Origin of the sequence: Candidatus Nitrosopumilus sp. (genome assembly GCF_040878665.1) — an archaeon.
GTDB lineage: Archaea > Thermoproteota > Nitrososphaeria > Nitrososphaerales > Nitrosopumilaceae > Nitrosopumilus.
This window is the reverse complement of sequence record NZ_JBBDLU010000008.1, coordinates 236,486-259,451: the sequence shown is the minus strand read 5'-3', so window position 1 is coordinate 259,451 and position 22,966 is coordinate 236,486. Positions and strand designations below refer to the sequence as shown.

Here is a 22,966-nt window from a genome sequence, read left to right as displayed (position 1 = left end):
GTTTCATTTCATCATGATCCATGCCTTCATCATGTTTCATTTCATCATGATCCATGCCTTCATCATGTTTCATTTCATCATGATCCATAGGATCGCTGGAATCCATAGCAGCTTTTTGTTTTTCTGCTTCAGTAGCGTGAGTAACTGTCAATTCAATAGAATTAGTAATTCCTTGAATTGGCGGTTCTTTATCCCATCCGATCTCAACTTTGTATTCGTCTATAACTTGATACTTGTGTGCATATGCACTACTAACTGAACCAATTGCTATAGCAAATACAAAAAGAAATACTATTTTGGAGTGCATAAATCATTATTTTGGACTACATATGTTAATGATTTTGGTACATTTGTCAAATAGACCAAATTTCTTTTTAGGTTACTAGTATTATTGTTAACGCCGATTGTGAAATACACGTGCTTCCGAATTGTTTATTCATCGTCTCGGTAATTTTTAATTTATTTCTAATTTTTTTAATAATATGAAAACATTCATTTCAAATAATGCTTAATTTTATGATTTTTGTTATTTGAAAAAATAAAAAAATAATTGAAAAAACTTGAACTATTTGTTAACTGTATCATGATATTAATTTGTAAATTTCATTCACTCTTTCATGTGATTACAACCTTGATAACATTTAAAAGTAAAAAATTGAATAACTTACAAATCATTTTGAATAATGCTCGTTGTAATGTCTTTACTAAATGCAGAATTTAGTATAGAAAATGAACCACTTAACAATAGTATACCAACACCGATTAAAAGACCGCCACTAATCTTTTCAATTAAATTCATACGTTTTTGTAGTTTTTTTAGAATAAACATTACTCTGTCTATTGCAACTGCACAGATGATAAATGGAATCGCAAGACCTAGAGAATAAACTAAAAGTAATGTGGTTCCAGTAATTGCAGATGAACTGGATGCAGCAAGTGTCAAAATTGTTGCAAGAATAGGTCCAATACATGGAGTCCAACCTGCACCAAAAGACATTCCAACAATTAATGGTCCTACTCTCTTGCCCTTTTGCATCACGTTAAACTTCATCTGTCGTTCTAGTCTAGGAATTTTAAGCAATCCTGCTATATGTAATCCAAAAACAATAACAACAACTCCTCCAATCTTTTCAATCCAAAATGATGAGTCTGTAAAAAATGAACTTACGTATGCCACTGATGTTCCAAGAATAATAAAAACTAGGGAAAATCCTGTTACAAATAATATTCCGTTAGTAATTGTCTTGTACTGGTTTAGTGTAGTCTTTCCTGAGACCACGTTATTTTCAGCTGTACTCTCTTTGATGTTTAATCCAGAAATGAATGTGGCATAAACCGGAACTAAAGGAAGTACACATGGTGATAGGAAACTTAACAATCCTGCTGCAAATGCCACTACTAAACTGACCGTTTGAATTTGTTCTTGTTTAGAATCTTCTTTTATATTTCCTAATGCGATATTGACATAATATTTTGTTTCATCTGATAACGGATCAAATGCTCCTTTCCAAACTTGTACGACATTTCCATCTCTGTCAAATAAAACAGTATGTGGAAGTCCTATTGCTCTAAATGTTGGTGTAAAACGATCATCAGGATCTCTCCATATGGTATATGTGACGCCTAACTGTTCTGCAAATGCTAATACTTTATCATCACTAAATTTGTTATCTGTACTTACACCTATTACAGTGAATCCATCAGCTGAAAATTCTTGATAGAGTGACTCAAGATATGGCATCTCTTTTTTACATTCTGTGCACCATGTAGCCCAACCGTTTAACATCACTGCTTTTCCTTTGTAATCTGAAATATTGACCACGGTTCCTTCTGTATCTGTAGCTTGGTATTGTATAGTTTCAGCAAAAACTGGTTGACTTATTGCAAACAAGAAAAACAAAAATAATGATGCAAATAAAACTTTAGAAATATTATTTGTCTTAACACTATATGCATTTTGTAAACAATGTTTATATTTCAATTAGACAAACCCACTTAAATTAATCAACATAAAATTATTCTGATTCTGTAAAATATTATAAAATAACACAGTACCAAAAATAGCTGTCATTGATTTGTATTTGTTGATCATTTTTGTAATATCTTTTGTCTTTAATGTAAATTTATTCTTTTTATTTTTTTCTACAATTCTAAAACTAATTAATTTTTTTAGGTTAATGGAAATGGTTGATGGATTAATTTTTAATTGTTCAACAAGTAAAGAAAACGTCAGCATATCGTTTTCTAATGCAATCATAATCTTTCTTGTGTTTTTACCTCTCAACATAGTTATGATACGACACTGACTTTCGTTAAATTCAGGCATGAAAAACCTACATGAATTATCAATTCTGGATGTCACTATGTTTTGATTTCTTTCTAGTTTTTTTATATAATATCCAATTGTACTGTTTGGTATTTTTGTTATCTTTGAAAGCTCCCTATATCTTATGCCTGGATTGTTTTTTATTTTTGTTATTATAGTTGTTTCTCTATTGTTATGTGATTTCAATTTTAATTCTGGTTTTCTAAGTTCTAAATCATTGATAATGAAATTGGTTCATTTATCGATTGTACTATAGAACATCTTAACAATGTACCAATTGTTTTAATTATAATATAATTTTAGCATAGCACAATGACTAACAAAAACACATGGGTTATGCTTTTGATTGCTGGCGTATCCATACTCTTTGCATTATCTGCAAATGACATCTATGCAATACACGGGACAGAAGAAGATTCTAACCATGACATGCATGAAGACGATACATCTCTTGATTCTTATTTCACTGACGCAAATCCCGCACCACCTAAGGATAAAACAATGATGACATATGCAACAGTACATGACATAGGTCTTGTTGTTGTTTACGAGTCAACACAAGGAATAATGCATAGCAAGGATTTCACATACTATTCACAGGTATCTGGCTTTGACAGAACTAAAAGTGGTGATAAGGTAAACTCAGACAAGCCTACGTTTGTTCTAGAAGGTCTAGTTACTCCAAATCATCATATGTTGTATGATATGGTTGATTATGTCTGGGAAATGCAAGATGTTGGATATAAGATGAAGTACGGACAAAGTGATTTTTACATTGGATTAGTACAAGATAATGTTCCGGTACGTGTTTTTAAATACACTGATTGTAAGATAATTGATTACAAAGTAGATACATTGTATGATGGTGTCTTTACATATGATCCAAATGGTGGTGGCGCAAGAGCATTTGTCGATATATTCACATACGAATGTGATGGATTCAAACCATTAAATGAAAAATCCATCGCAGATGCTAAAACCAATATCCACACAAAACTAATGAAACAAAATACACAAAAAACTAGTGACGAACACATAGCCAACAAACAAAAACAAGCTTCCGTATCTCAAGTATTGCCTGAAAATACATGGAATAAATAATCAATGATGTAATATGAACAAAAAAATTCTAATTCCGTCTGCAATTGCAGTGTTTATAATTGTTATAACTGCAGTTGCGATGACGTCTTTTTTCTACTTATATGATGATCAATCTCAGATATCTGATACCAACATAACAACTTCCTCTATGATTTCAACTGTCACAAAAGACATTGTAGTATCACATACAATGTCAATATCTAATGCATCTTCTCCTGCATTAGCAATTAACCCTAATACTGGTTCTATGCATCTAGCTTACGCCCAATCCCAAAATAACATGACAAATCTATACATGACCACATCTTCTGACTTGAAATCTTTCTCCCCTCCTGTAAAAGTAAACGATGTGGATGTAGATCCCGATCAGGGAACTGTAATGCCAATCAGATTTGGCCCAGATGGTGAGATGTATGTAGTTTGGAACCATCCTGGTGAACATCCTGATTTTTGGGGTGGTATTATGAATTTGAGGAGTACAAAGTCCATGGATTATGGCCACACATTTGAACCTAGTATAGATCCGGCATCTGCTCTACCAAAAAGTGAAAAACTCTATCCTGAACTTGAGGTCACTAAAGAAGGTGTATTGTTGATGCCATATGTTAACAACGACTTGGTCTTTCTTGATGGTGGCGGAGTCACATATAACACACAGACTATTGACTATGTAACTCAAACTCCAATAATGAGATCAGATGATGGTGGCAAAACATTCCAACAGATAATGATGGATGCTCAATCATGTCAATGCTGTCCTATATCTACCACGACCGGACCTGATGGTGAAGTCTATGTGGTATGGAGGACAAGCGACAAACAATACACGAGTCCAGTCAGCTCATCAGACAAGTATTCTAATTATTATTCAAGTCAAGAGGAATGGATAGAAGGACTTTCAGAATCGGAACGCAAGGCATACGAGGAAGGACTAATTGCTCCACCTACAGAGTATACTACTGCACGAGATATGCTCTTTTCACATACCACAGATGGCGGAATTGGTCTGGAATGGACAGAACCAATCCGCATTCAGGACGCAAAATGGAATTACAAAGGATGCCCCTCTCTCGGAGCAGGTATGGCATTTGATGACAATGGACGACTATACATTGCATACTATACAGGAGCTGGAGAGGATGGAAAAATTGGCTTTTATTATGTATATTCTGATGATAGAGGAAAGACATTTAGCAAACCCATCGCTTTATTCTCCGCAGATTTTGTAGCATTAAATCATCACAAAATTCAAGTTGCAGTTGACAAAAATGATAACGTATGGTTTTCATTTATAATGCTTAATGATCCAACAGTTACCGAAAAAAGCTGGGCTCTGCTAAACCCCGAACGAGTGATACACATCTTTGCATATGACAAGACAGGAAATCTTATAGATAAACAAGAATTTAACATTGGAAGTTCACACGCGCTTCCAACCATGGTGTATTTCAATGATAAAATGCTTCTTGGATATGCAGATCACGACGGCCTTGAACTTGTATCGATGCAACTGACATAGGAGTCAAAATGAACAAAAAAATACTCTTTGGTATAATTGGAGCAATTGTTGTAGCAAGCATATCCGTTGTGGCTTTATTGTCTACACAAGAAACAACCAATTCTGTTTCTGAGATTTCCAATAACCCATCTGAGAATATGGATTCTGTAACACCCTCATCCTCTTCTGTAATTCCTGAAACGGTACAAAATACAAAAAACAAAATTGAAAAAGAAATAAACCAAGCAGTATATTTTACAGTTTATAATGCTACAACCCCATCTATAACAATTGATAAAAATTCTGGCTCTATTTACTCAGTTTATTTTAAAGAATCTGAAAATCAAGGTGGTAATTTATTTGCAATACGTTCAGATGATGACGGAAAAACCTTTTCAGAACCTATACGAGTAAATGAAAATGAAGGTGACGTTGTTCTTGATGCACAATGGAGTGCTCCCGGACTGGCAATTGGCCCAAATGGTGAAGTAAATGTGGTTTGGTACAATGCGGATTATTCTGATCCTGATAAATTCCCTTGGGGAGAAATAACCTTACTATATTCAAGATCACTTGATGGCGGAAAAACATTCGAATCTTCTAAAAATCCATCACCTGATGATCCTAGAGGCGAACAGTCATACCCATACGTTACAGTTTCTGATGACAATCATGTTTACATTTCATATCTTAATTTGGATTATTCAAAAGGCAAAGATGATTCTGGTACACCAACTGTACTTAAAATGGTAAGCTCTATGGATGGTGGTAAAACATTTGAAAAAAGCACTATAACTGATCATTCAGCGTGTCAATGCTGTGCCACCGTAAATACAATTGGACCAAACAATGAGGTGTATTCTTCATCTCGTTCTACTTTTCTAAATACTGTACAACCTCTTATCAATGAAACAAGAACCGATTATCAAGGTTCATTTGATAAAATAGTCATTCGTGACATCACTGTATCTCATTCAACAGATAGTGGTTTAGCAAAACAGTTTACTGATCCTGTTAAAGTTGGAAACGATAAATGGTTTATGAACGGTTGTCCTGATGCTGGTCCTGGAATGGCTTTTGATAGCAGAGAACGATTGCATATAGCATGGTTCACTGGAAGTGAAACGGCGCCGGATGGTCAAGGATTTTACTATGCCTATTCTGATGACAAAGGCGCATCATTTAACAATCCTACACCAATTCATCTGCTGTCTGAAAAATGGATACCTCCAACCAGCCAATATGTTGTAACTGACAATGATGATAACGCATGGATTGTGTTTGTAAACTCTGAAGGCATGAAGAAAGGTCCAACTTATGCAGAAGATTACAAATATGTTGGAAATGGAAGCATCCATCTTGCAGTAGTTGATAAAAATGGAGATGTCATAAGGAACGGTCCCTTTGCAAAAGGTGATATAACAAAACATTATCCATTTACTTCTAGTACAGGTGATAAGATCACAATATCATGGATTGAAGGTAATGATGTAAAACTATCTGTGATTAATGTTAGTTGATTGTGATATAGATAAACAAATAATCCTAATCCCATTATGGGATCGTAGTTGTTTTTACAATTATGATCTAGTTTTTCCTTTTAACAAGTCTTGAATAATCTTATTATACAAATTTTACCCACTTAAATTATCAAATGCTTCCATTACGAGATGAGAATCCACATCCGCCTGGATTCAAACCAAAAGTTACCATCGCACTAATCATTGTAAATGTAATTGTATTTTTTATGCAAGTTGCATATACAGGACAATTTTTTGATTTTTCAAATCAAAATGCATATGTGATGTTTTACAATTGGGGTGCGGTTCCAGCTTGTATTACAGGAGAATCTAGTGGAATAGATACCGGCAATGGAATACTACAATGTCCAACATTTCCAGAAATTTCATTGTTAACATCTACTTTCATGCACGGTGGATTACTTCATCTTGGTGGTAATCTGTTGTTTCTATGGATTTTTGGTGACAACATTGAACTGAAATTTGGTAAAATAAAATATCTTGGAATTTATTTAATGTGGGGTATATCTGCAGGATTAATTCACATACTTGGAGATGTTAGTAGTGCAGTTCCTGCAGTTGGAGCATCTGGTGCAATTTCAGGAGTGTTGGGTGCATATCTTATAATGTTTCCAAGAACAAGAATTCAAACTTTTTTGATGCTTGGTTTCATTTGGAGAATGATGCACATTCAGGCTCGTTGGTTCTTACCATTTTGGTTAATCTTCCAAAATTTACTTCCATTTTTCATTGGAGGATTTGGTGTTGCAGGTGGTGGTGTGGCATATCTTGCACATATTGGTGGATTTGTTGTTGGTCTAGGAACTGGTTATATCTACAAAAAAATGCACAGTTCTGACTTTACATATGGTACCAGATATGGTTACAGACCAGACTATTGAAAGAATAAATCACTGATTTTGTTTAAAATTTTCATGCCTTTGATTACAGTATCAATGTATCCTGGTAGAACACAGGAACAAAAAGACGAATATGCAAAAGCAATCACAAAATCAGCAGTTGAAATTCTAAAGACAAAAGAAAGTCATGTCATTGTTGTTTTTGAAGACAATCCTAAAGAAAATTGGTTTTTAGCAGGAAACCAACTTTAATTATTTTTAAAAATAATTGACTGGATGATTCCCTCCAGTCAAGGGTTGACATACACACTATGGTCGGTTTGATTTCTATTAATCAAATTTGCATAATAAGAAAATGGTACATTTTATGTTTGTACCAAGAGTTTATCCTTTTATTGTCATGTTATTAATTAGTTTCATGAAGGTTGGCGTAGTTCAATTCACGGCATCAACTAACAAAGAAATCAATCTAAAAAAAATAATCTCGCTCATTTCTAAAGCAGCTGCAAAAAATGCAACTCTATGTGCATTTCCAGAATTTATGATGTTTTATACAAATTCGTCTCAAACTGCAAAACAATTATCAGATTTATCTGAAACAATTAACGGAAATTTTGTTACAACAATTGCAAAAGCTGCAAAGGAAAATAAAATCCAAGTTATAGGCTCATTTTATGAGAAGAGCAGAAAAAAAGATCGAGTTTATGATACAGCATTTGTAATTGACAAGTCAGGCAAGGTAATCTCTACATACAGAAAAATTCATCTCTATGATGCATTAGGATTCAAAGAATCTGACAAAATGATCTCAGGCTCAAAAATTTCAAAGCCAGTCAAAACATCTATTGGAAAACTCGGCATGATGATCTGCTATGATTTAAGATTCCCTGAAATGTCAAGATCACTTGCAGCTGCAGGCTCTGAAGTTTTAGTAGCGCCATCTGCTTGGGTTAAGGGTAAGATGAAAGAAGAACATTGGATTACAATTAACAAAACACGAGCGATTGAAAATGGATGTTATGTAATTGCACCAGATCAGGTTGGAAATATCTACTGTGGACGAAGTTTGGTAGTTGATCCGTATGGAAAAATTTTACTTGACATGAAAAAGAAGCAAGGAATAAGTTTTGTAAATATTGATCTAAACAAAGTAAAACAAACACGTAAAGTTTTACCGCTATTAAAAAATCGAAGAACTGATGTTTATCCTACTTTGAAGGCTTGACTTTTCTGCTTTCACAATTAAAGTTTCCACATTGTTTTGTCCATTTTTGTTTTCGTGAATAACGAAAAATTATCATTGGCCATTTACATACATCACATGGCATCTTTGTAGCCCTTAACCTTGCTTTTTGTAATAACGGTGATGATGCTTTGCAACCACCATAAAAGTTTGAACAACCCATGAATCGCTTTCTTGTTGCTTTTGATTTAATCACCATCAACTCCCCTAGTTTACATTCAGGACATGGTACTAGTCCATTTTTTGGAGAGTTAGTTCCAAGAATGAGATATTTTTTTTCTTTTGAGGACCAAGAAAGAAATCCGTTACTATCAAAATATTGTATGATTTCTTTTTTGAAGATCTCACTTTTTGACTTTGAAGTTTTCACTACATGTCTTAGTATGGGCTTTTTGATCTGAACAGCTTTGAGGCTTGTTTTCTTTGATGGCATTTTCTATGATGGATTTACTAAAACAATTTTTATAGGGAAATGGGTCAGTGACATTTGTGGAAAAGGTTTGTGTTCTTGGTGCAGGTAGCACAAAATATGGAAAATTAAGTGAAAGTATCGCAGATATTACTACTCAGGCATCTGTTGCAGCTATAGAAAGTGCAGGTATTTCTCCAAAAGACATCAAAGCATCTTACATTTCAAACGTCTTTGGTGTTGCTGACAAACAGGTCCACATAGGTCCTGTCTTAATGAGTAGATTGGGAATTCCAGATAAACCATCATTAACAATAGAATCTGCATGTGGAAGTGGCTCTGTATCATTTAGAGAAGCATATGCCAATGTCGCAGCAGGATTTTATGATTGTCTAGTCGTCACTGGTGTTGAAAAAGTAACTCACACAGGAACTGAATGGACAACAACTTATTTTGCATATTGTTCTGACTTTTTTTATGAAGGCCAAGCAGGTGCATCATTTCCAGGTTTATTCGCATCAATGGCAAGAGCTTACTTGAATGAGTTTGATGCAACTGAAGAAGACTTTGCAGCAGTTGCAGTAAAGAATCATGATAATGGTTTTCTTAATCCAAAAGCTCACATGCAAAAGAAAATTACAATTGATGATGTAATGAATTCTGCAGTAGTTGCTAGTCCTCTAAAACTTTATGATTGCTGTCCGTTCTCTGATGGTGCAAGTTCTGTTATTCTTTGCTCTGAAAAGTTTGCAAAAGAACATGGTGGTGATTATATTGAAGTAATTGGTTCTGGCAGAGGTGGATCACCAGCTGCATTACAAGGACGTGAACATATGACAACAATCCCTAGTACAAAGATTGCAGTAGCAGATGCATACAAAATGGCAGGAATAACTGCAAAAGATATTGACTTTGCAGAAGTACATGATTGCTTTACCATTGCAGAAGTAGTTGACACTGAAGACTTGGGATTCTTTGAGAAAGGAAAAGGTATTCAAGCTGTTCGTGAAGGTAGAACAAAATTAAATTCTGATATTTCTATTAACCCATCAGGTGGTCTTAAATCAAAAGGACATCCAATCGGAGCTACAGGTGTTGGACAAGTAGTAGAAGTATTTGATCAACTAACTGGAAAAGCTGGTGCAAGAACTGTTAAAGATGCTAAAATTGGTTTAACTCATAACTTTGGTGCAACTGGTGCAAGTTGTGCTGTTCATATATTCCAAAGTGTGTAAAATGACTATTGAAGAACAACTAATTGAATATGCAAAACAGGGTAAACTCTTAACTCACAAATGTACAAAATGTGGTTATCTTCATTTGTCTACAGCATATTATTGCCTAAAATGTGGCAGTCAGGGATTTGAAGATGTTGTTTTAGATGGTATGGGCTCAATTGCGACTTATACTATAATCACTGTGGCTCCTGCAGGCTTTGAAAAATACACTCCATACGCCTTTGTTGTACTCCAACTAGACAATGTAGAATTGAGAATTTCTGGATTTATGGCAGGAATTGCTACTCCAGCAGATCTTCCAATTGGAACTAGAGCCAAAATAACTGGTTTTGAAGATGGTTGTGGAATCATCATTAAAAAACAGTAAAATTATTTGCTTGAATTATTAAAAAAAATCAAAATCTTTTCTTAATTATTTTGTATATCTGATCACTTTCATGTCAGTAGAAATTACTTGTGGTAAATGTGGAGAAAAGATCGCAAACATGAAAATGCTGAAATCCCTAAAAGACGTACTAAATTCATCTAATGGAAAATGTCCATCATGTGGACAGAAACTTTCTACATCAGAATTTTCACTTGATGTTCAAGAAAATTAAACTTTCAAAAGATCTATAACAAGATTATTTTTACATTTCTAAAAAACTGATCAAAAAATGTAAGAAATAATCTAGTCATAAGTCTTATTTACTCCTTTAATTTTAGAGACAATAATGAAACTAAGTAAGGAGAAATTAGAATTAGACTTAGATTCAGATGTAGACCCTGACTTGGATGCTGATCTAGATAACGATCTAGATTCAGATGATATAGATCTAGACGACGATCTAGATTCTGACTCTGAACCAAAAAGGGGCGGAATTTTACAATCTACCTCAAAACGCGTACGAATGATCTTTTCTGTCATGGCAAGTCCAAACAGAATTGATATTCTTAGAATCTTAAACTCTAAAGGACCCTTAACTTATTCCGAATTAAAATCTCTAGCTGGATTCAAGTCCAAAAAAGAAAGTGGAAAATTTGCATACCACTTGCGAAAATTACTTAGACAATCACTTGTTGCACTGAACAAATCTGAAAGACGTTATACTATAACAAATCTTGGAAAACTTGTTTTGAGTTTGGCAAGACAAATCGAAGAAAGATCAATTATTGAAAGTGGAAAAATGTATGTCAGAACATCATCTGAATCAATTGAGGAATTCAACTCACATAAAATTATTCAGTCACTAGTAAGAGAAGGAAGCCTGCCACTAGAACTAGCACAAAAAATAACCGAAGAAGTTGAAAATAGGATTTACAAGTATCAAACGACCTATCTAACGGGCGCACTAATTCGAGAAATGGTAAATTCGGTTCTTTTAGAGCACGGTCATGAAGAATATCGTAACAAGTTGGCACGCCTAGGCCTGCCTGTATATGATGTGCAGCAAATGATTTCTAATTTAGATAATGTGGATAATGGCGCTGAAGGACTTTTGTTTAACACTGGACAAAGAGTATTTGCTGAACATCTACTAACAAACATCTTACCTAAAGATGTAGCAGACTCACATCTTTCCGGAGATTTACATATTAGTAATCCTGGAATTTGGTCTATGATTCCTGACACAATATTTGTAAATGTTAAAGAACTGATTGAAGATGGAATTGATCTTGGCGGAAAATATCTTGATGTATCAAGAATTCCTGCATCAAAACAACTTGATGAGATAACAAGTTCATTATCTGTAATCATTGCGTTACTCTCTAAAGAAGCTTCACAAGAAATTGTACTTGATGGATTAGTTCCATTGTTTGTAAAACATGTAAAGTCTCTACCAGAACTTGAACAAAAATTAACAGATGCATTTGCAACTGCATCAACAACTTCAAAATATCACAGAAACAGTACCAACATCTCAATTCGTTTACAATTAGGAACAGAACCAAAAATTATTAATTCAATTATTAATGCATACAAAAATTACACAAAAATTACACCAATTCCAAAAGTTGGTCTAATAATAGATGTTGATAAAGGTAAGATAACTGATGTATCTCAAGCAGTATCTGAAATAATTTCTATCGGTGGTAAAGTAATGTTTGCTAAAGGTCAAACATCTAGCTATGGTATTACAAATGGATCTACAAAGATCTTGGGTCCACTTTCAATTACACTACAATCTGTTTCAATAAATCTTCCAAGATTGGCATTTGAATCAAACAAAGATGAAACTTACTTTAGAGCAAGATTGGCATTACTAATGAAACCTGCATTAGCTTCAATGGCATTAAGGAAGAAAGAGATCTCAGATCTTACAAGAAGGGGATTGAATCCAATTCTTGCAAAGAATACTCAATACATGCAAAGAAGTTCTGTTTCTCTAGTTGTAAATCTAGTTGGACTCAAAGAAGCAGTTTTCAATATACTTGGATTCCAAGACAATAAAGAAGGACGAGATATTCTTCACAAAGTCATCGAAACTGCAGTTGATGTTGGAGCCAAAAAAGGCAAAGAATTAGGTGATACTGTGGCTATTTCCATGACTGAAACTGAAGGGTCTCCTCGTTTTGCAACTCTAGATGGCGAAAAATACGGTAAAAACTCGTCTCTAAACTCAATGGAGGCTGATTTCTATTCTCAAGGTATAGTGCTTAATGCATCTGAAATTTCTGACTATACTGCCAAGAGCGAGCCTATCGTTGAATGTAATAAACTCTCAAAATTACTTAATGGTGGATTACTTGTAACATTAGAAATTGATAAAAATGCAAAGGTTGAGGAAATCAAAAAATCAATTGAGAAAACTGCAGAACTCACTCCTACCTTTAGACCTGTAAGACACACTTCAATCTGTGGTGAGTGTGGATTCAAAGATGAACCATTTGAAGACAAGTGTCCAAAATGCAAGTCACCATATGTTGTCTGAAATTCGCAAGTGAAAAACTAGTTACGATCATTTTTCACACATAGCGATCATCGTTGTTTTCAATCAATACATGTCAGTATGAATTTCATAGTCGCAAAATTCACTCCTACAACATAGATTGGAGCATTGTCAATTTTATTCCACTGAAGTTTTAGGAAAAACGGACAAACAGTTTTTATCATCATTGATTCTAAGCATTGCGGGGAGATTATAATGGACAATTCACAAATAGAAAATACGATCAATGAGATCCGTAAGCGCAGTGGCGCAGTAACGGCTTTCAATAAAAATAAAATTTCAAATGCCATATACAGGGCATTGGCAGCCACCTCTAAAGCCGATCGTGGTGTAGCCGACAAACTAGCAGATGATGTAGTTAACAAGCTAGTTGAACAAGGATTTACAAGATCTAAAGCACCTACAGTTGAAGATATTCAAGATATTGTAGAATCAACTTTGATTGATAGTGGTAATAGTGATATTGCAAAAGCTTACATCGTTTACAGACACGAAAGAAGAAAATTAAGAGAAGAAAAAATGAAGGTCTTAAATCTTAAAGCCCTTGATCCGGTTTCTAAGAAATTTGATTTGAATTGTCTTAGAGTACTAGCTTCAAGATATCTTTTCAGAAATTCAAAAAATGAAATTATAGAATCACCAACTCAAATGTTTGAAAGAGTTGCAATTCTAGTTGGAATTGGAGATATTCTATATGATGCACAAATATTTGATAAATCAGGAAATTCCAAACAAGATATAGATGAAGCAAAATCTTATCTTGAAAAACTAGATGCCTTTGATTATAAATTCAAAGTAGGAGATTATTTCTTCAACAAATGGCATTTTAGATCTCTAATTACTCACTATGTGACACTTGCAAACAAAGGTCAGATGAAAGTAAGTTTCAAAGATCTATTGACATTACTAGCAGGAAAAAAACTTGATAGTTATTCAGACAAAATCACAGAGTACTTTAAAATGATGACTGCACAAGATTTCCTACCGAATTCACCAACAATGATGAATGCTGGTGGAAGATTAGGACAACTCTCAGCATGCTTTGTACTTGGAATGGAAGATGGTATGGAAGAAATCATGAAATCTACTTCTGATGCTGCATTAATCTTCAAGTCTGGTGGTGGGGTTGGAATTAACTACTCTAATCTTCGTGAAGAAGGTGACATTGTTGCATCAACATCTGGCGTTGCATCAGGCCCTGTATCTTTCATGAATATCATCAATACTGTCACTGAAGTTGTAAAACAAGGTGGAAAAAGACGTGGTGCAAACATGGGAATCATTGAGGCATGGCATCCTGATGTTGAAAAATTCATTACAAACAAAACAGAAGCAGGTGTCTTAGAAAATTTTAATGTGAGTGTTGGAATCTGGGAAGACTTTTGGCACGCACTTGTTAACACTACTGATGGTAACTATGTTTTACGTAGTCCACGTGACAAAAAACCTGTAAAAGAAATTAATGCACATCAACTAATTGACCTAATTGCATTATCTGCATGGAAGAGCGCAGAACCTGGCTTGATCTTCTTTGATCAAATTAACAAATACAATGTATTTGCTAAAGCAAGAAAAGCCCCACTTAGAGCTACAAATCCATGTGGTGAACAAAGTCTCTATCCATACGAATCATGTAACTTGGGTTCTATCAATTTGGTAAATCTTGCAAAAAGACAAGCGGATGGATCTTACGAATTTGATTGGCAAGGATATGAAGAGATAATCAGAAAGACAACAAGATTCTTGGATAACATCATTGATGTAAATACTTATCCAGTTCCAGAAATTAGTGTAGCTTCAAAAGAATCTAGAAGAATTGGACTTGGAGTTATGGGAGTAGCTGATCTGTTATACAGATTAAAAATTCCATACAACTCTAAAGAAGGTTATGAACTACAATCAAAACTATCTGAAGCACTAACATACTATTCTATGGAAGAAAGTGTATCTCTTGCAAGATCTCGTGGAGAATTTCCACTTTGCTCAAAGACAGAATATCCTGAAGGAAAGATTCCCGTATCTGGATACTATGAGAAACCAAAAGAATCACATTCCTATGAATGGGATTCATTAATTGAGGAAATTAAAAAATATGGTATTAGAAATGTCTTGACTACCACAGTAGCACCAACTGGAACACTATCTATGATTGCAGATTGTTCAAACGGAATGGAACCTGCATTTGCTTTAGTGTTTGAGAAGAGAGTTACTGTTGGAAGATTCTTCTATACAAACAAGATTCTTGAAGAAGCTCTCAAAGAAGAAGGTCTCTACACTGATGAAATTCTTGAAAAGATTGCAGACAACTACGGTTCATTGAAAGGATTGACAGAAATTCCACAATGGATGCAAGATGTCTTTGTTACAGCAATGGATATTCATTGGGCTGATCATCTTATGGCTCAAGGTGTATGGCAAGATTGGATTGGAAATGCAATTGCAAAAACAATCAACATGCCATATGATGTAACAGTAGAAGATGTAAAATCTGCATATCTATTAGCACATGAAATAGGACTAAAAGGAATGACTGTTTACCGTGATGGTTCTAGACACAAACAAGTTCTTCACATGACAAGTGATAATGCAACAAAGACATTTGAGGTACGACCAAGTGAATACATGACTTCTTACATCGCTGCAAATATAACAAACCCCTATATCAAAACTCAAGTTGGTGCATCTCTTGCATTAAAGATGCATGATGAAGAAATCACAATCGAATCTCCAAAACATGAAGAGGTTTCAGAAGATCGTCTTTGTCCAACATGTAAAAACAATCTAGTCTTTGTTGAAGGGTGTAGTATCTGCATTGAATGTGGATATAGTGGTTGTACTTCTGGATAAATAACAGAATCACAACTTTTTTACTTTCTTTTATTTTCCAATTATCATGGATAAGAAAATTTTAGGCGTGATTATAGGCGTGGTAGTGGGCATTGCCGTCATATCCTCAGCTTTACTTATACCAACTTTAGATATTCCAATTCAAACTAATGAAAAAATTGGTCTTGTAATTAACACTCCAAGTAACTCAATTACATTACAAAACTTGGATGAAATCTATTCTGAAGCATCAAGTACTGGAATTGGACGAAGCAATGTCTATCTTTTTTGGAATCTTATTGAACCAGTACGAGGAGAATATGATTGGCAACAATCTGATGTGTTAATGAGCTTTAACAAAAAAAATAATCTAAAAACTACTCTATACTTTTCAATCATTAATGGTCAAACACTTGGACCTTTCCCAAATTGGATTGGAAAACCACCTCTAAATTCTATAGGTGAAGATAGAGTTGTTAGCATCCTTGATGCAATATTATCAAGATATGATGTTGTAGACACTGTAATTCTTGCTGGACAAACAGAATCTCATTTTAGATTCTATGAGCAAAACATTCCTGTCTACAAAGAACTCTTCAATGGAATTTATGACAAAATCAAAGAAAAACATCCTAATGTAAAAATAGGAAATGCATTTGCTTTAGATCAGGTTTTAAATAAAAATCTACAATACATCGTCACTGATTTAGCAATTGGAGATTTTGTCGCATTCTCTTATTCTCCTGTAGATACTTTAAATGATATTGTAAAAACTCCAGAGCAGGCAAAAGAGGAATTACAACAAGTTTTTGATTTGGCAGGTGACAAAAAAGTAGGAATTTTTGAAATTAGTTGGAGTACATCTGATTTTGTAGGTGGCAGTGAAATAGATCAAAGAGAATTTCTAGAAAAATCCTTTGAATTTTACACTGAAAATGAATCTCAAATCGAATTTTTTACTTGGTACAGGCAATATGATCGACCTGAAGGAACTTGTATAGTTGAAGCACCAGTAATTGGAGATGATACTCTTACAATAGAAGGTTCTGGTTTTGGAAGCAGTGAACATGTAGCTGAAAGACTAAGCAATTACATTTGTAGTGCAGGAATGATCAACAATGATGGTAATCCTAAATCTAGTTGGAATGAATTTAAGAAGCAAATTAAAATGATCAACTAATGATTTCTTTAATCTTGGCCGAGTCTTCATTAGAGCTTGTTCCATCTGAATTGAAACATCATCCATCAGTGATTTCACATGCAAGAAAACTTGGAAAAAACCCATCAGAAATTTTATTGGATAATTCATGGCATTTTGCAGCTATGAAAGGAATTGAAAATGAAATGAAGCGAGGACGACCTGATCTAATACATTTTTCAATACTTGAGGCTACAACCATTCCATTATATCTTAAAAATAAGATGAAACTTTATGTTCATACTATAGATGACAAAGTAATTTCTTTTGGAGAAAACGTCCATATTCCTAAATCATATCACAGGTTCGAAGGAGTCATAGAAAAATTATATCAAGAAAAAACAATTACGACAAATAATGATGTCTTATTGGAAATTAAAGAAAAGACATTCCATGAATTACTTGATGAGATTAATCCGTCAAAAGTGCTTGGGTTCTCCACAAAAGGTCATAAAAGTACGTATGAAGAAATTGCAAAAGAGATTGCAGATGATACTTGTGTTGTCATTGGAGGATTCCAAAAAGGACATTTTTCTGATTTTATAGAAACTAAGATAACTGATCTTTATTCTGTTGGTGACGAATCATTTGAAGGACATGTTGTAGTTGCAAGAATCCTATATGAGTATGAAAAAACCATTTTTATGTAGGAAATAAAATTTTCATTTTATTGCAGTCATAGTATAGCCTGGTTAGTATTCGGGGTTTCCAACCCTGTGACGCGGGTTCGAATCCCGCTGACTGCATCTCTTAATCCTAATGAGAACCAATTTTTAGGTGTAGTTTTAGATAATACTGTGAACTCTGCTGCAAGAAAAATTGCAATGGAAAGAATGCATATACTTATTGAAAATGCGATTACTAATGCAAGAACCAATCCTGAATTATCTCAACGTCAAGCATCTATTGCTAGAAGAATCAGTACTAGGCATAAAATTAGATTACCTTACAATCTTAGAATGGTTTTCTGCAAAAAATGTAAATCTTTTATTGCACCAGGAATTAATTCTAGGATTCGTCTAGGTAGAGCATCCGTCAAGTCAATCAGAATTTCTTGTAACCTGTGCGGGCATACTTATCGCAAAATCATCTCTCAATAGTTGTAATCAATATATTATTAACACAGATTGACTTATCTTCTCCGTGTCAAAACAACTCAATGTTTCTCAAAAGAAAAATATCTACAGAAAAACACAGAGGATTTGAAGATGTCTAAGAATATACTAATTTCTGTACTTGTAATAGTAATTGCTATTTTAATTGGAGTTATTATAATGACAAATTCTAACTGGTTTTCTCAAGAATGGTTAATTGGATTGGGTATGATTTTTGGAAGTATTGCGGGATCTGCCATCTTGATTTATTTGAAGATACGAAAATGATTCACTTTTAAATTATTTTAACTATAGCAAAATGAAATTATCATCTAAGAATTTATGTTGAACAAACTAATGCCTCAATAGTGTTTCTGATCTACTATTAACATTGAATTATACTTATTAGATCCATAAATTAATCAAAATCCTCACCTGACACTTCATCTAAATCCGGATCAAGTATACCTAAATGATAAAGAATGGTTTTGTTTGGTTTCATTTTACTTATCACTTTTAAAATACATGACTAAGAATTTAGCATAAATGTCTATGTATGAGCGTATACATTCTTGAATATAATTAATGAACAGAATATTCTTACCACTGAATTTAATCTCATTTTATTTGATTTTCATAAAAATATGATACGGATCTGAGATTTTTATGCTAAAATATGTTGAATAAACTATACACAATACCTCAATGATTTATAAGACGATTATCGATTTTTTGACTCTATGGCAAAGGTATACGATGTACCAGCAGATGTATTGATTGGAAGACTAGCAGCTTCTCTAAAAAGTGAAGATATTCCTGCGCCTTCTTGGATTCCATTTGTCAAAACTGGTGCTCATGCAGATAAACCACCACAAGATCGAGACTGGTGGCATACTAGATGTGCTTCAATCATGAGAAAAATTTACCTTTATGGTCCTATTGGGATTAATGCTTTAAGAAATGATTATGGTGGTGGTAGACCATCTGGATACGGAGCTGCCCATCATAAAGATGCTGGTGGTGCAATTATTCGTAATGCAATTCAAGGATTAGAAAAACTCGGCTATTTAGAAAAAGTTGAGAAGAAAGGACGTATTGTATCCAAACAAGGAATGCAAAAACTTGATAGATTATCAACAGAAATTCTTAAAGAACTAATTGTTGAAAACCCACAATTAAAAATATATTCTTAGATTTAAAATGAGTTTTCCAGAATCTAACGACTCACCTTATGATAACACTAATCATGAGTTATCAGTACAAAAAGAACAAATCCTAAAACAAGTTCTTTCACCAGAAGCTAGAATGAGACTCAACAATATCAAGATGGTCAAACCAGAATTATCTGACATGGTTGAACAATATCTGATCGGAATGGCTACTCAAGGAAAACTTCCTGGTAAAATCAGTGATGAGCAATTAAAGCAAATATTGCTCTCTACACAGCAGCCAAAGCGTGATTTTAAGATAAATCGAATCTAATACAGAAAAAATATAAATTTAGAAAGAAATTCCGTTTATTCATGAAAGCAGTTGTTTACAATGAATACGCACCAGATGATAATTATGCTAAAATCCTCAAAGTCCAGGATATAGATGATCCAAAACCAAAATCCGATGAAGTAGTTTTCAAAGTAAAAGCTGCCGCTCTTAATTATAATGATATTTGGGGAATGAGGGGAGTTCCAGTTGCAGTTCCATTACCACATGTATCAGGTTCTGATGCTGCTGGAGATGTTATAGCAGTTGGTGAAGATGTTAAAAATATCAAAGTAGGGGACAGAGTTGTATCTCACTCTAACATGTCATGTAGAGTTTGTAAAGCATGTACTGACGGCAGAGAATTTGATTGTATTAAGAGAACCATTTGGGGATTCCAAACTGGTCCAACTTGGGGAGCATTTCAAGAAGTAACTCATCTTCCTGAAGTTAATATTTCAAAAATCCCAGAAGGTGTATCATATGATGAAGCAGCAGCTGCATCAATGACATTGTTGACGTCATGGCATATGCTCGTAGGTAGAGCAAAAATTACTCCTGGACAAACTGTTCTAATTATGGGAGGTGGTTCTGGAGTTGGAAGCTTTGGAATTCAAATCGCAAAATTATACAATTGTGATGTTATTGCAACTGCAAGTCTAGATAAACTAGACAAATGTTTAGAACTTGGAGCTGACTACGCAGTAGATCATAGAAAAGACGATTGGAGTAAAGAAGTCTTTAAGATTTCAAAAGAACTTGCAAAGAAAAAAGGTGAAGCACCAGGAATTGATTTATCATTTGATCATATTGGTGAAACACACTGGAATCAACAATTACAGTTGTTAAAGTATGGTGCAACACTAGTTTCATGTGGTGCAACAACTGGTTATAATGCACAAACTGATCTTAGACACGTATTCTTCAAAGGAACTAACATTTTAGGTTCTACACAAGGAACTAAAGCAGAATTAGATCAAGCTCTCTATTGGATGGGTCAAGGTAAAATCAAAGCTGCAATTGATTCAACATATACATTTGAACAAGCTGCAGAAGCCCACACAAAGATGTTAACCGGAAAAGGTCTCTTTGGCAAAATCTTAATGAAGCCAGAGGGCGTCTAGTCATTTAATGACACAGCTTTTCCGTAGTCTCATTTTTGTTCCAGGAAATAATCAAAGATTTCTAGAAAAAGCAAAGAATCTACAAGCCGATATTGTTTGTTTTGACTTGGAAGATTCAGTACCTGATAATGAAAAAATTAATGCACGAAAACTAATCAAATCTGCACTAAAATCCAGAAAGACTTACACATCTTCCATTTTTGTACGTACGAATTCTCCTTCTTCAGGAAAAATTCCTTCAGATCTTAAAGAAATCATTCAGCATGGTATTGACGGCATTGTTATTCCCAAAGTAAACAATATTCAAGAAATGAAAGAGATTGAAAAAATTTTATCAAAATTAGAAAAAATACGAAAGTTAAAACCCATTCAGATCATTCCTTCTATTGAATCCACAGAAGGAGTAGTAAACGCGTATAGCATTGCGTCATTTGGAAAACGAATCTCTGCTATGGTCTTTGGTGTTTTTGATTTGTTAAATGATCTTGGAGTAGAATACACAAAAGATTCTGAAGGAGCAAAATATTCACGAAGAAAAATACCTGTTGATGGACGTGCAGCTGGAATACCTGTAATAGATGCAATTTGGCAGGATCTTAAAGACTCTAAAGGATTGGAAAGAGATTGTAAAATTGGTAAAAGTTTAGGCTATTCAGGAAAAAGTATCATACATCCAGATCAAATTTCTGTTGTCCACAAATTATTCCATCCAAATAAAAGTGAAATTTTATGGGCAGAAAAAGTTTGTAAAATCTATAGTGAATCAACTAAGAAAGGAAAAGGTGCTACTACAGTTGATGGAAAAATGATAGATGAGGTGCACTTTAAACAGGCAAAAGCACTTTTAGAACTTGTGAAATAATTCTTTTCTGATTAATCTTATACGTCTAGAATTGTTTTCATACTGGTACTTTTTTCAATCATTTTTTCCGTTACAATTCCAGTCACTGTAACATTTTCTTTCTTTACTTCTAGTTTTATTTCATGAAAAACACACTGTAACTTAGATATTTTTTTACTTTCACTGAGTACTTTTCCTGACTCAATAATTAATCCATTAAGAATCAAATTTTCTATTTTTCGGTATCCTGATGTTTTAGGAACTTTGGATTCTTTAAGAATTTGCGGAATGGTATATTCTTTTTCTAAAAGAGAAGAAATTAGTTTTCTTGTTTCAACTTCTCCAAATAGTTCTAAAATTAAATCGCTTAATTCTGAATTGATTATAGTTACTAAATATTTACCATCTTTTTTCTTTACTTTGATGATTTTATTGATACAATCTTTCTCAAATTTTTTAACGTCTAATGTAGAATTTTTTCTAAGAATACTTGAAAACCTATGGAAATGTTCTATTGATAATTTTATTGACATTCCATGCTCTAAAAATAATTCACGTTCAATTTTTTTTAAAACATCCAAAGGAAGCTGTTTTTTGATTTCTGATGATAATGCAGATGCAATCATTCTATCAATACCACCCATGTAATAGATGTAAATGATGGAAAATATTAAAGCACTGCTATCTGTACTATGGCTAGTATGTATAAATCAGTGATAGTCATAGATGATGATGAAGACACAGTCAGATTATTCAGTGAATTTCTTGAAGAACATGATATCAATGTAATTGGTAATGGATTTGATGGAGTTACTGCTGTTAAATTATTCAAAGAAACTAAACCTGATGTTGTATTAATTGATCTTAATATGCCAAATGGCAGCGGATTTTATGCTATTAAAAAAATTCAAGATATTAATCCAAAAGCACGCATAATTGCTGTCACCGCAGATGGAAGTTTTGCAACTGAAGAAAAATTAGAGAAGTTAAACATTCCTCTTATTCAAAAACCATTTAAAATGGATCAAATAATCTCAATTATCAAGGGCTAATTTTTTCCCATTTTTGGAACTTTTCATATAATGTTATATTGTAAACTTCATAAAGTATTGTGATACAAATGAGTAAACGTGTTACAATCATGATTGATGAAGATCTTGATAAGAAACTTAGATTGCGACAAGCAAAACTAATTCAACAAGAACAGACATCATATAGCTATTCTAAGGTATTAAACGAAACACTTCGTAAAGTTTTAAAATAAATTAGATTGCTATTT

The 22,966-nt window shown here is 33.7% G+C and carries 25 protein-coding genes, 1 tRNA gene and 2 pseudogenes; 22 read left to right on the top strand and 6 right to left on the bottom strand.

The window, feature by feature from the left end; genetic code table 11:
* The 4 genes and pseudogenes from WDZ98_RS09510 to WDZ98_RS09495 form a co-directional block, all read right to left on the bottom strand.
* Window positions 1-307: pseudogene (locus WDZ98_RS09510) on the bottom strand (hypothetical protein); the annotation flags it as partial.
* A gap of 357 nt (window positions 308-664) precedes the next feature.
* Window positions 665-1,981: a cytochrome c biogenesis protein CcdA gene (locus WDZ98_RS09505; RefSeq protein WP_368060175.1), complete on the bottom strand. Its 1,317-nt coding sequence runs from the start codon at window positions 1,979-1,981 to the stop codon at window positions 665-667.
* On the bottom strand, window positions 1,982-2,326 hold the full coding sequence (locus WDZ98_RS09500) for an ArsR family transcriptional regulator (RefSeq protein WP_368060741.1): 345 nt from the start codon (window positions 2,324-2,326) through the stop codon (window positions 1,982-1,984).
* 57 nt (window positions 2,327-2,383) lie between these two features.
* Window positions 2,384-2,512 (bottom strand): annotated as a pseudogene (locus WDZ98_RS09495) (winged helix-turn-helix transcriptional regulator); the annotation flags it as partial.
* Window positions 2,513-2,638: 126 nt separating this feature from the next.
* Here WDZ98_RS09495 and WDZ98_RS09490 point away from each other — a divergent pair.
* The 6 genes from WDZ98_RS09490 to WDZ98_RS09465 all read left to right on the top strand — a co-directional run bounded on the left by WDZ98_RS09490 (window position 2,639) and on the right by WDZ98_RS09465 (window position 8,530).
* Window positions 2,639-3,427 (top strand): hypothetical protein, encoded by a 789-nt coding sequence (locus WDZ98_RS09490; RefSeq protein WP_368060177.1) that lies wholly within the window; start codon window positions 2,639-2,641, stop codon window positions 3,425-3,427.
* A gap of 13 nt (window positions 3,428-3,440) precedes the next feature.
* A complete protein-coding gene (locus WDZ98_RS09485; RefSeq protein ID WP_368060179.1) occupies window positions 3,441-4,946 on the top strand; it encodes a hypothetical protein in 1,506 nt (501 codons plus the stop codon).
* 8 nt (window positions 4,947-4,954) lie between these two features.
* A complete protein-coding gene (locus WDZ98_RS09480; protein ID WP_368060181.1) occupies window positions 4,955-6,445 on the top strand; it encodes a sialidase family protein in 1,491 nt (496 codons plus the stop codon).
* A 134-nt stretch (window positions 6,446-6,579) separates the two neighbouring features.
* Complete coding sequence (locus WDZ98_RS09475; RefSeq protein WP_368060183.1) at window positions 6,580-7,347, top strand: rhomboid family intramembrane serine protease; 768 nt, start codon at window positions 6,580-6,582, stop codon at window positions 7,345-7,347.
* A gap of 33 nt (window positions 7,348-7,380) precedes the next feature.
* Complete coding sequence (locus WDZ98_RS09470) at window positions 7,381-7,557, top strand: 4-oxalocrotonate tautomerase family protein (protein ID WP_048114848.1); 177 nt, start codon at window positions 7,381-7,383, stop codon at window positions 7,555-7,557.
* 166 nt (window positions 7,558-7,723) lie between these two features.
* Window positions 7,724-8,530, top strand: coding sequence for a carbon-nitrogen hydrolase family protein (locus tag WDZ98_RS09465; protein WP_368060185.1), 807 nt, complete (start codon window positions 7,724-7,726; stop codon window positions 8,528-8,530).
* On the opposite strand, the gene WDZ98_RS09460 is transcribed toward WDZ98_RS09465, so the two are convergent.
* Complete coding sequence (locus tag WDZ98_RS09460) at window positions 8,514-8,981, bottom strand: DNA topoisomerase (protein WP_368060187.1); 468 nt, start codon at window positions 8,979-8,981, stop codon at window positions 8,514-8,516. The two genes, WDZ98_RS09465 and WDZ98_RS09460, sit on opposite strands and share 17 nt — an antisense overlap.
* Window positions 8,982-9,028: 47 nt before the next feature.
* Here WDZ98_RS09460 and WDZ98_RS09455 point away from each other — a divergent pair, with 47 nt between their 5' ends.
* The 14 genes from WDZ98_RS09455 (at window position 9,029) to WDZ98_RS09390 (ending at window position 21,708) form a co-directional block, all read left to right on the top strand.
* Window positions 9,029-10,192: a thiolase domain-containing protein gene (locus WDZ98_RS09455; protein WP_368060189.1), complete on the top strand. Its 1,164-nt coding sequence runs from the start codon at window positions 9,029-9,031 to the stop codon at window positions 10,190-10,192.
* A gap of 1 nt (window position 10,193) precedes the next feature.
* Window positions 10,194-10,562, top strand: coding sequence for a Zn-ribbon domain-containing OB-fold protein (locus WDZ98_RS09450; protein ID WP_368060191.1), 369 nt, complete (start codon window positions 10,194-10,196; stop codon window positions 10,560-10,562).
* 70 nt (window positions 10,563-10,632) lie between these two features.
* On the top strand, window positions 10,633-10,794 hold the full coding sequence (locus tag WDZ98_RS09445) for a hypothetical protein (RefSeq protein WP_368060193.1): 162 nt from the start codon (window positions 10,633-10,635) through the stop codon (window positions 10,792-10,794).
* A gap of 114 nt (window positions 10,795-10,908) precedes the next feature.
* Window positions 10,909-13,107: an anaerobic ribonucleoside-triphosphate reductase gene (gene nrdD, locus WDZ98_RS09440; protein ID WP_368060195.1), complete on the top strand. Its 2,199-nt coding sequence runs from the start codon at window positions 10,909-10,911 to the stop codon at window positions 13,105-13,107.
* A gap of 213 nt (window positions 13,108-13,320) precedes the next feature.
* The gene (locus tag WDZ98_RS09435) at window positions 13,321-15,972 is read left to right on the top strand and encodes an adenosylcobalamin-dependent ribonucleoside-diphosphate reductase (RefSeq protein WP_368060197.1); all 2,652 of its coding nucleotides are present in this window, start codon (window positions 13,321-13,323) and stop codon (window positions 15,970-15,972) included.
* 46 nt (window positions 15,973-16,018) lie between these two features.
* The gene (locus tag WDZ98_RS09430; RefSeq protein ID WP_368060199.1) at window positions 16,019-17,131 is read left to right on the top strand and encodes a hypothetical protein; all 1,113 of its coding nucleotides are present in this window, start codon (window positions 16,019-16,021) and stop codon (window positions 17,129-17,131) included.
* Window positions 17,131-17,799, top strand: a complete 669-nt coding sequence (locus tag WDZ98_RS09425; RefSeq protein WP_368060201.1) for a ribosome biogenesis protein — start codon at window positions 17,131-17,133, stop codon at window positions 17,797-17,799. The genes WDZ98_RS09430 and WDZ98_RS09425 overlap by 1 nt, the downstream gene beginning before the upstream one ends.
* 22 nt (window positions 17,800-17,821) lie before the next feature.
* Window positions 17,822-17,895 (top strand) — tRNA-Gly (locus WDZ98_RS09420).
* An 87-nt stretch (window positions 17,896-17,982) separates the two neighbouring features.
* Entirely contained in the window at window positions 17,983-18,249 is a 267-nt protein-coding gene (locus WDZ98_RS09415) for a ribonuclease P protein component 4 (protein WP_368060743.1), read from the top strand.
* A 108-nt stretch (window positions 18,250-18,357) separates the two neighbouring features.
* A complete protein-coding gene (locus WDZ98_RS09410) occupies window positions 18,358-18,531 on the top strand; it encodes a hypothetical protein (protein ID WP_368060203.1) in 174 nt (57 codons plus the stop codon).
* 452 nt (window positions 18,532-18,983) lie between these two features.
* Complete coding sequence (locus tag WDZ98_RS09405; RefSeq protein ID WP_368060205.1) at window positions 18,984-19,436, top strand: 30S ribosomal protein S19e; 453 nt, start codon at window positions 18,984-18,986, stop codon at window positions 19,434-19,436.
* Between the two features lie 7 nt (window positions 19,437-19,443).
* On the top strand, window positions 19,444-19,725 hold the full coding sequence (locus tag WDZ98_RS09400; protein ID WP_368060207.1) for a DNA-binding protein: 282 nt from the start codon (window positions 19,444-19,446) through the stop codon (window positions 19,723-19,725).
* 41 nt (window positions 19,726-19,766) lie between these two features.
* Window positions 19,767-20,846, top strand: a complete 1,080-nt coding sequence (locus tag WDZ98_RS09395) for a zinc-binding dehydrogenase (RefSeq protein ID WP_368060209.1) — start codon at window positions 19,767-19,769, stop codon at window positions 20,844-20,846.
* Between the two features lie 7 nt (window positions 20,847-20,853).
* The gene (locus tag WDZ98_RS09390) at window positions 20,854-21,708 is read left to right on the top strand and encodes a CoA ester lyase (protein WP_368060211.1); all 855 of its coding nucleotides are present in this window, start codon (window positions 20,854-20,856) and stop codon (window positions 21,706-21,708) included.
* Window positions 21,709-21,725: 17 nt separating this feature from the next.
* On the opposite strand, the gene WDZ98_RS09385 is transcribed toward WDZ98_RS09390, so the two are convergent.
* Window positions 21,726-22,331, bottom strand: coding sequence for a transcriptional regulator (locus WDZ98_RS09385; RefSeq protein WP_368060213.1), 606 nt, complete (start codon window positions 22,329-22,331; stop codon window positions 21,726-21,728).
* A 57-nt stretch (window positions 22,332-22,388) separates the two neighbouring features.
* Between WDZ98_RS09385 and WDZ98_RS09380 the strand changes: the two genes are divergently transcribed.
* Together WDZ98_RS09380 and WDZ98_RS09375 are read left to right on the top strand one after the other, a co-directional pair.
* The gene (locus tag WDZ98_RS09380; protein ID WP_368060215.1) at window positions 22,389-22,739 is read left to right on the top strand and encodes a response regulator; all 351 of its coding nucleotides are present in this window, start codon (window positions 22,389-22,391) and stop codon (window positions 22,737-22,739) included.
* Window positions 22,740-22,807: 68 nt separating this feature from the next.
* Window positions 22,808-22,951, top strand: coding sequence for a hypothetical protein (locus WDZ98_RS09375; RefSeq protein WP_368060217.1), 144 nt, complete (start codon window positions 22,808-22,810; stop codon window positions 22,949-22,951).
* Window positions 22,952-22,966 lie beyond the last annotated feature (15 nt).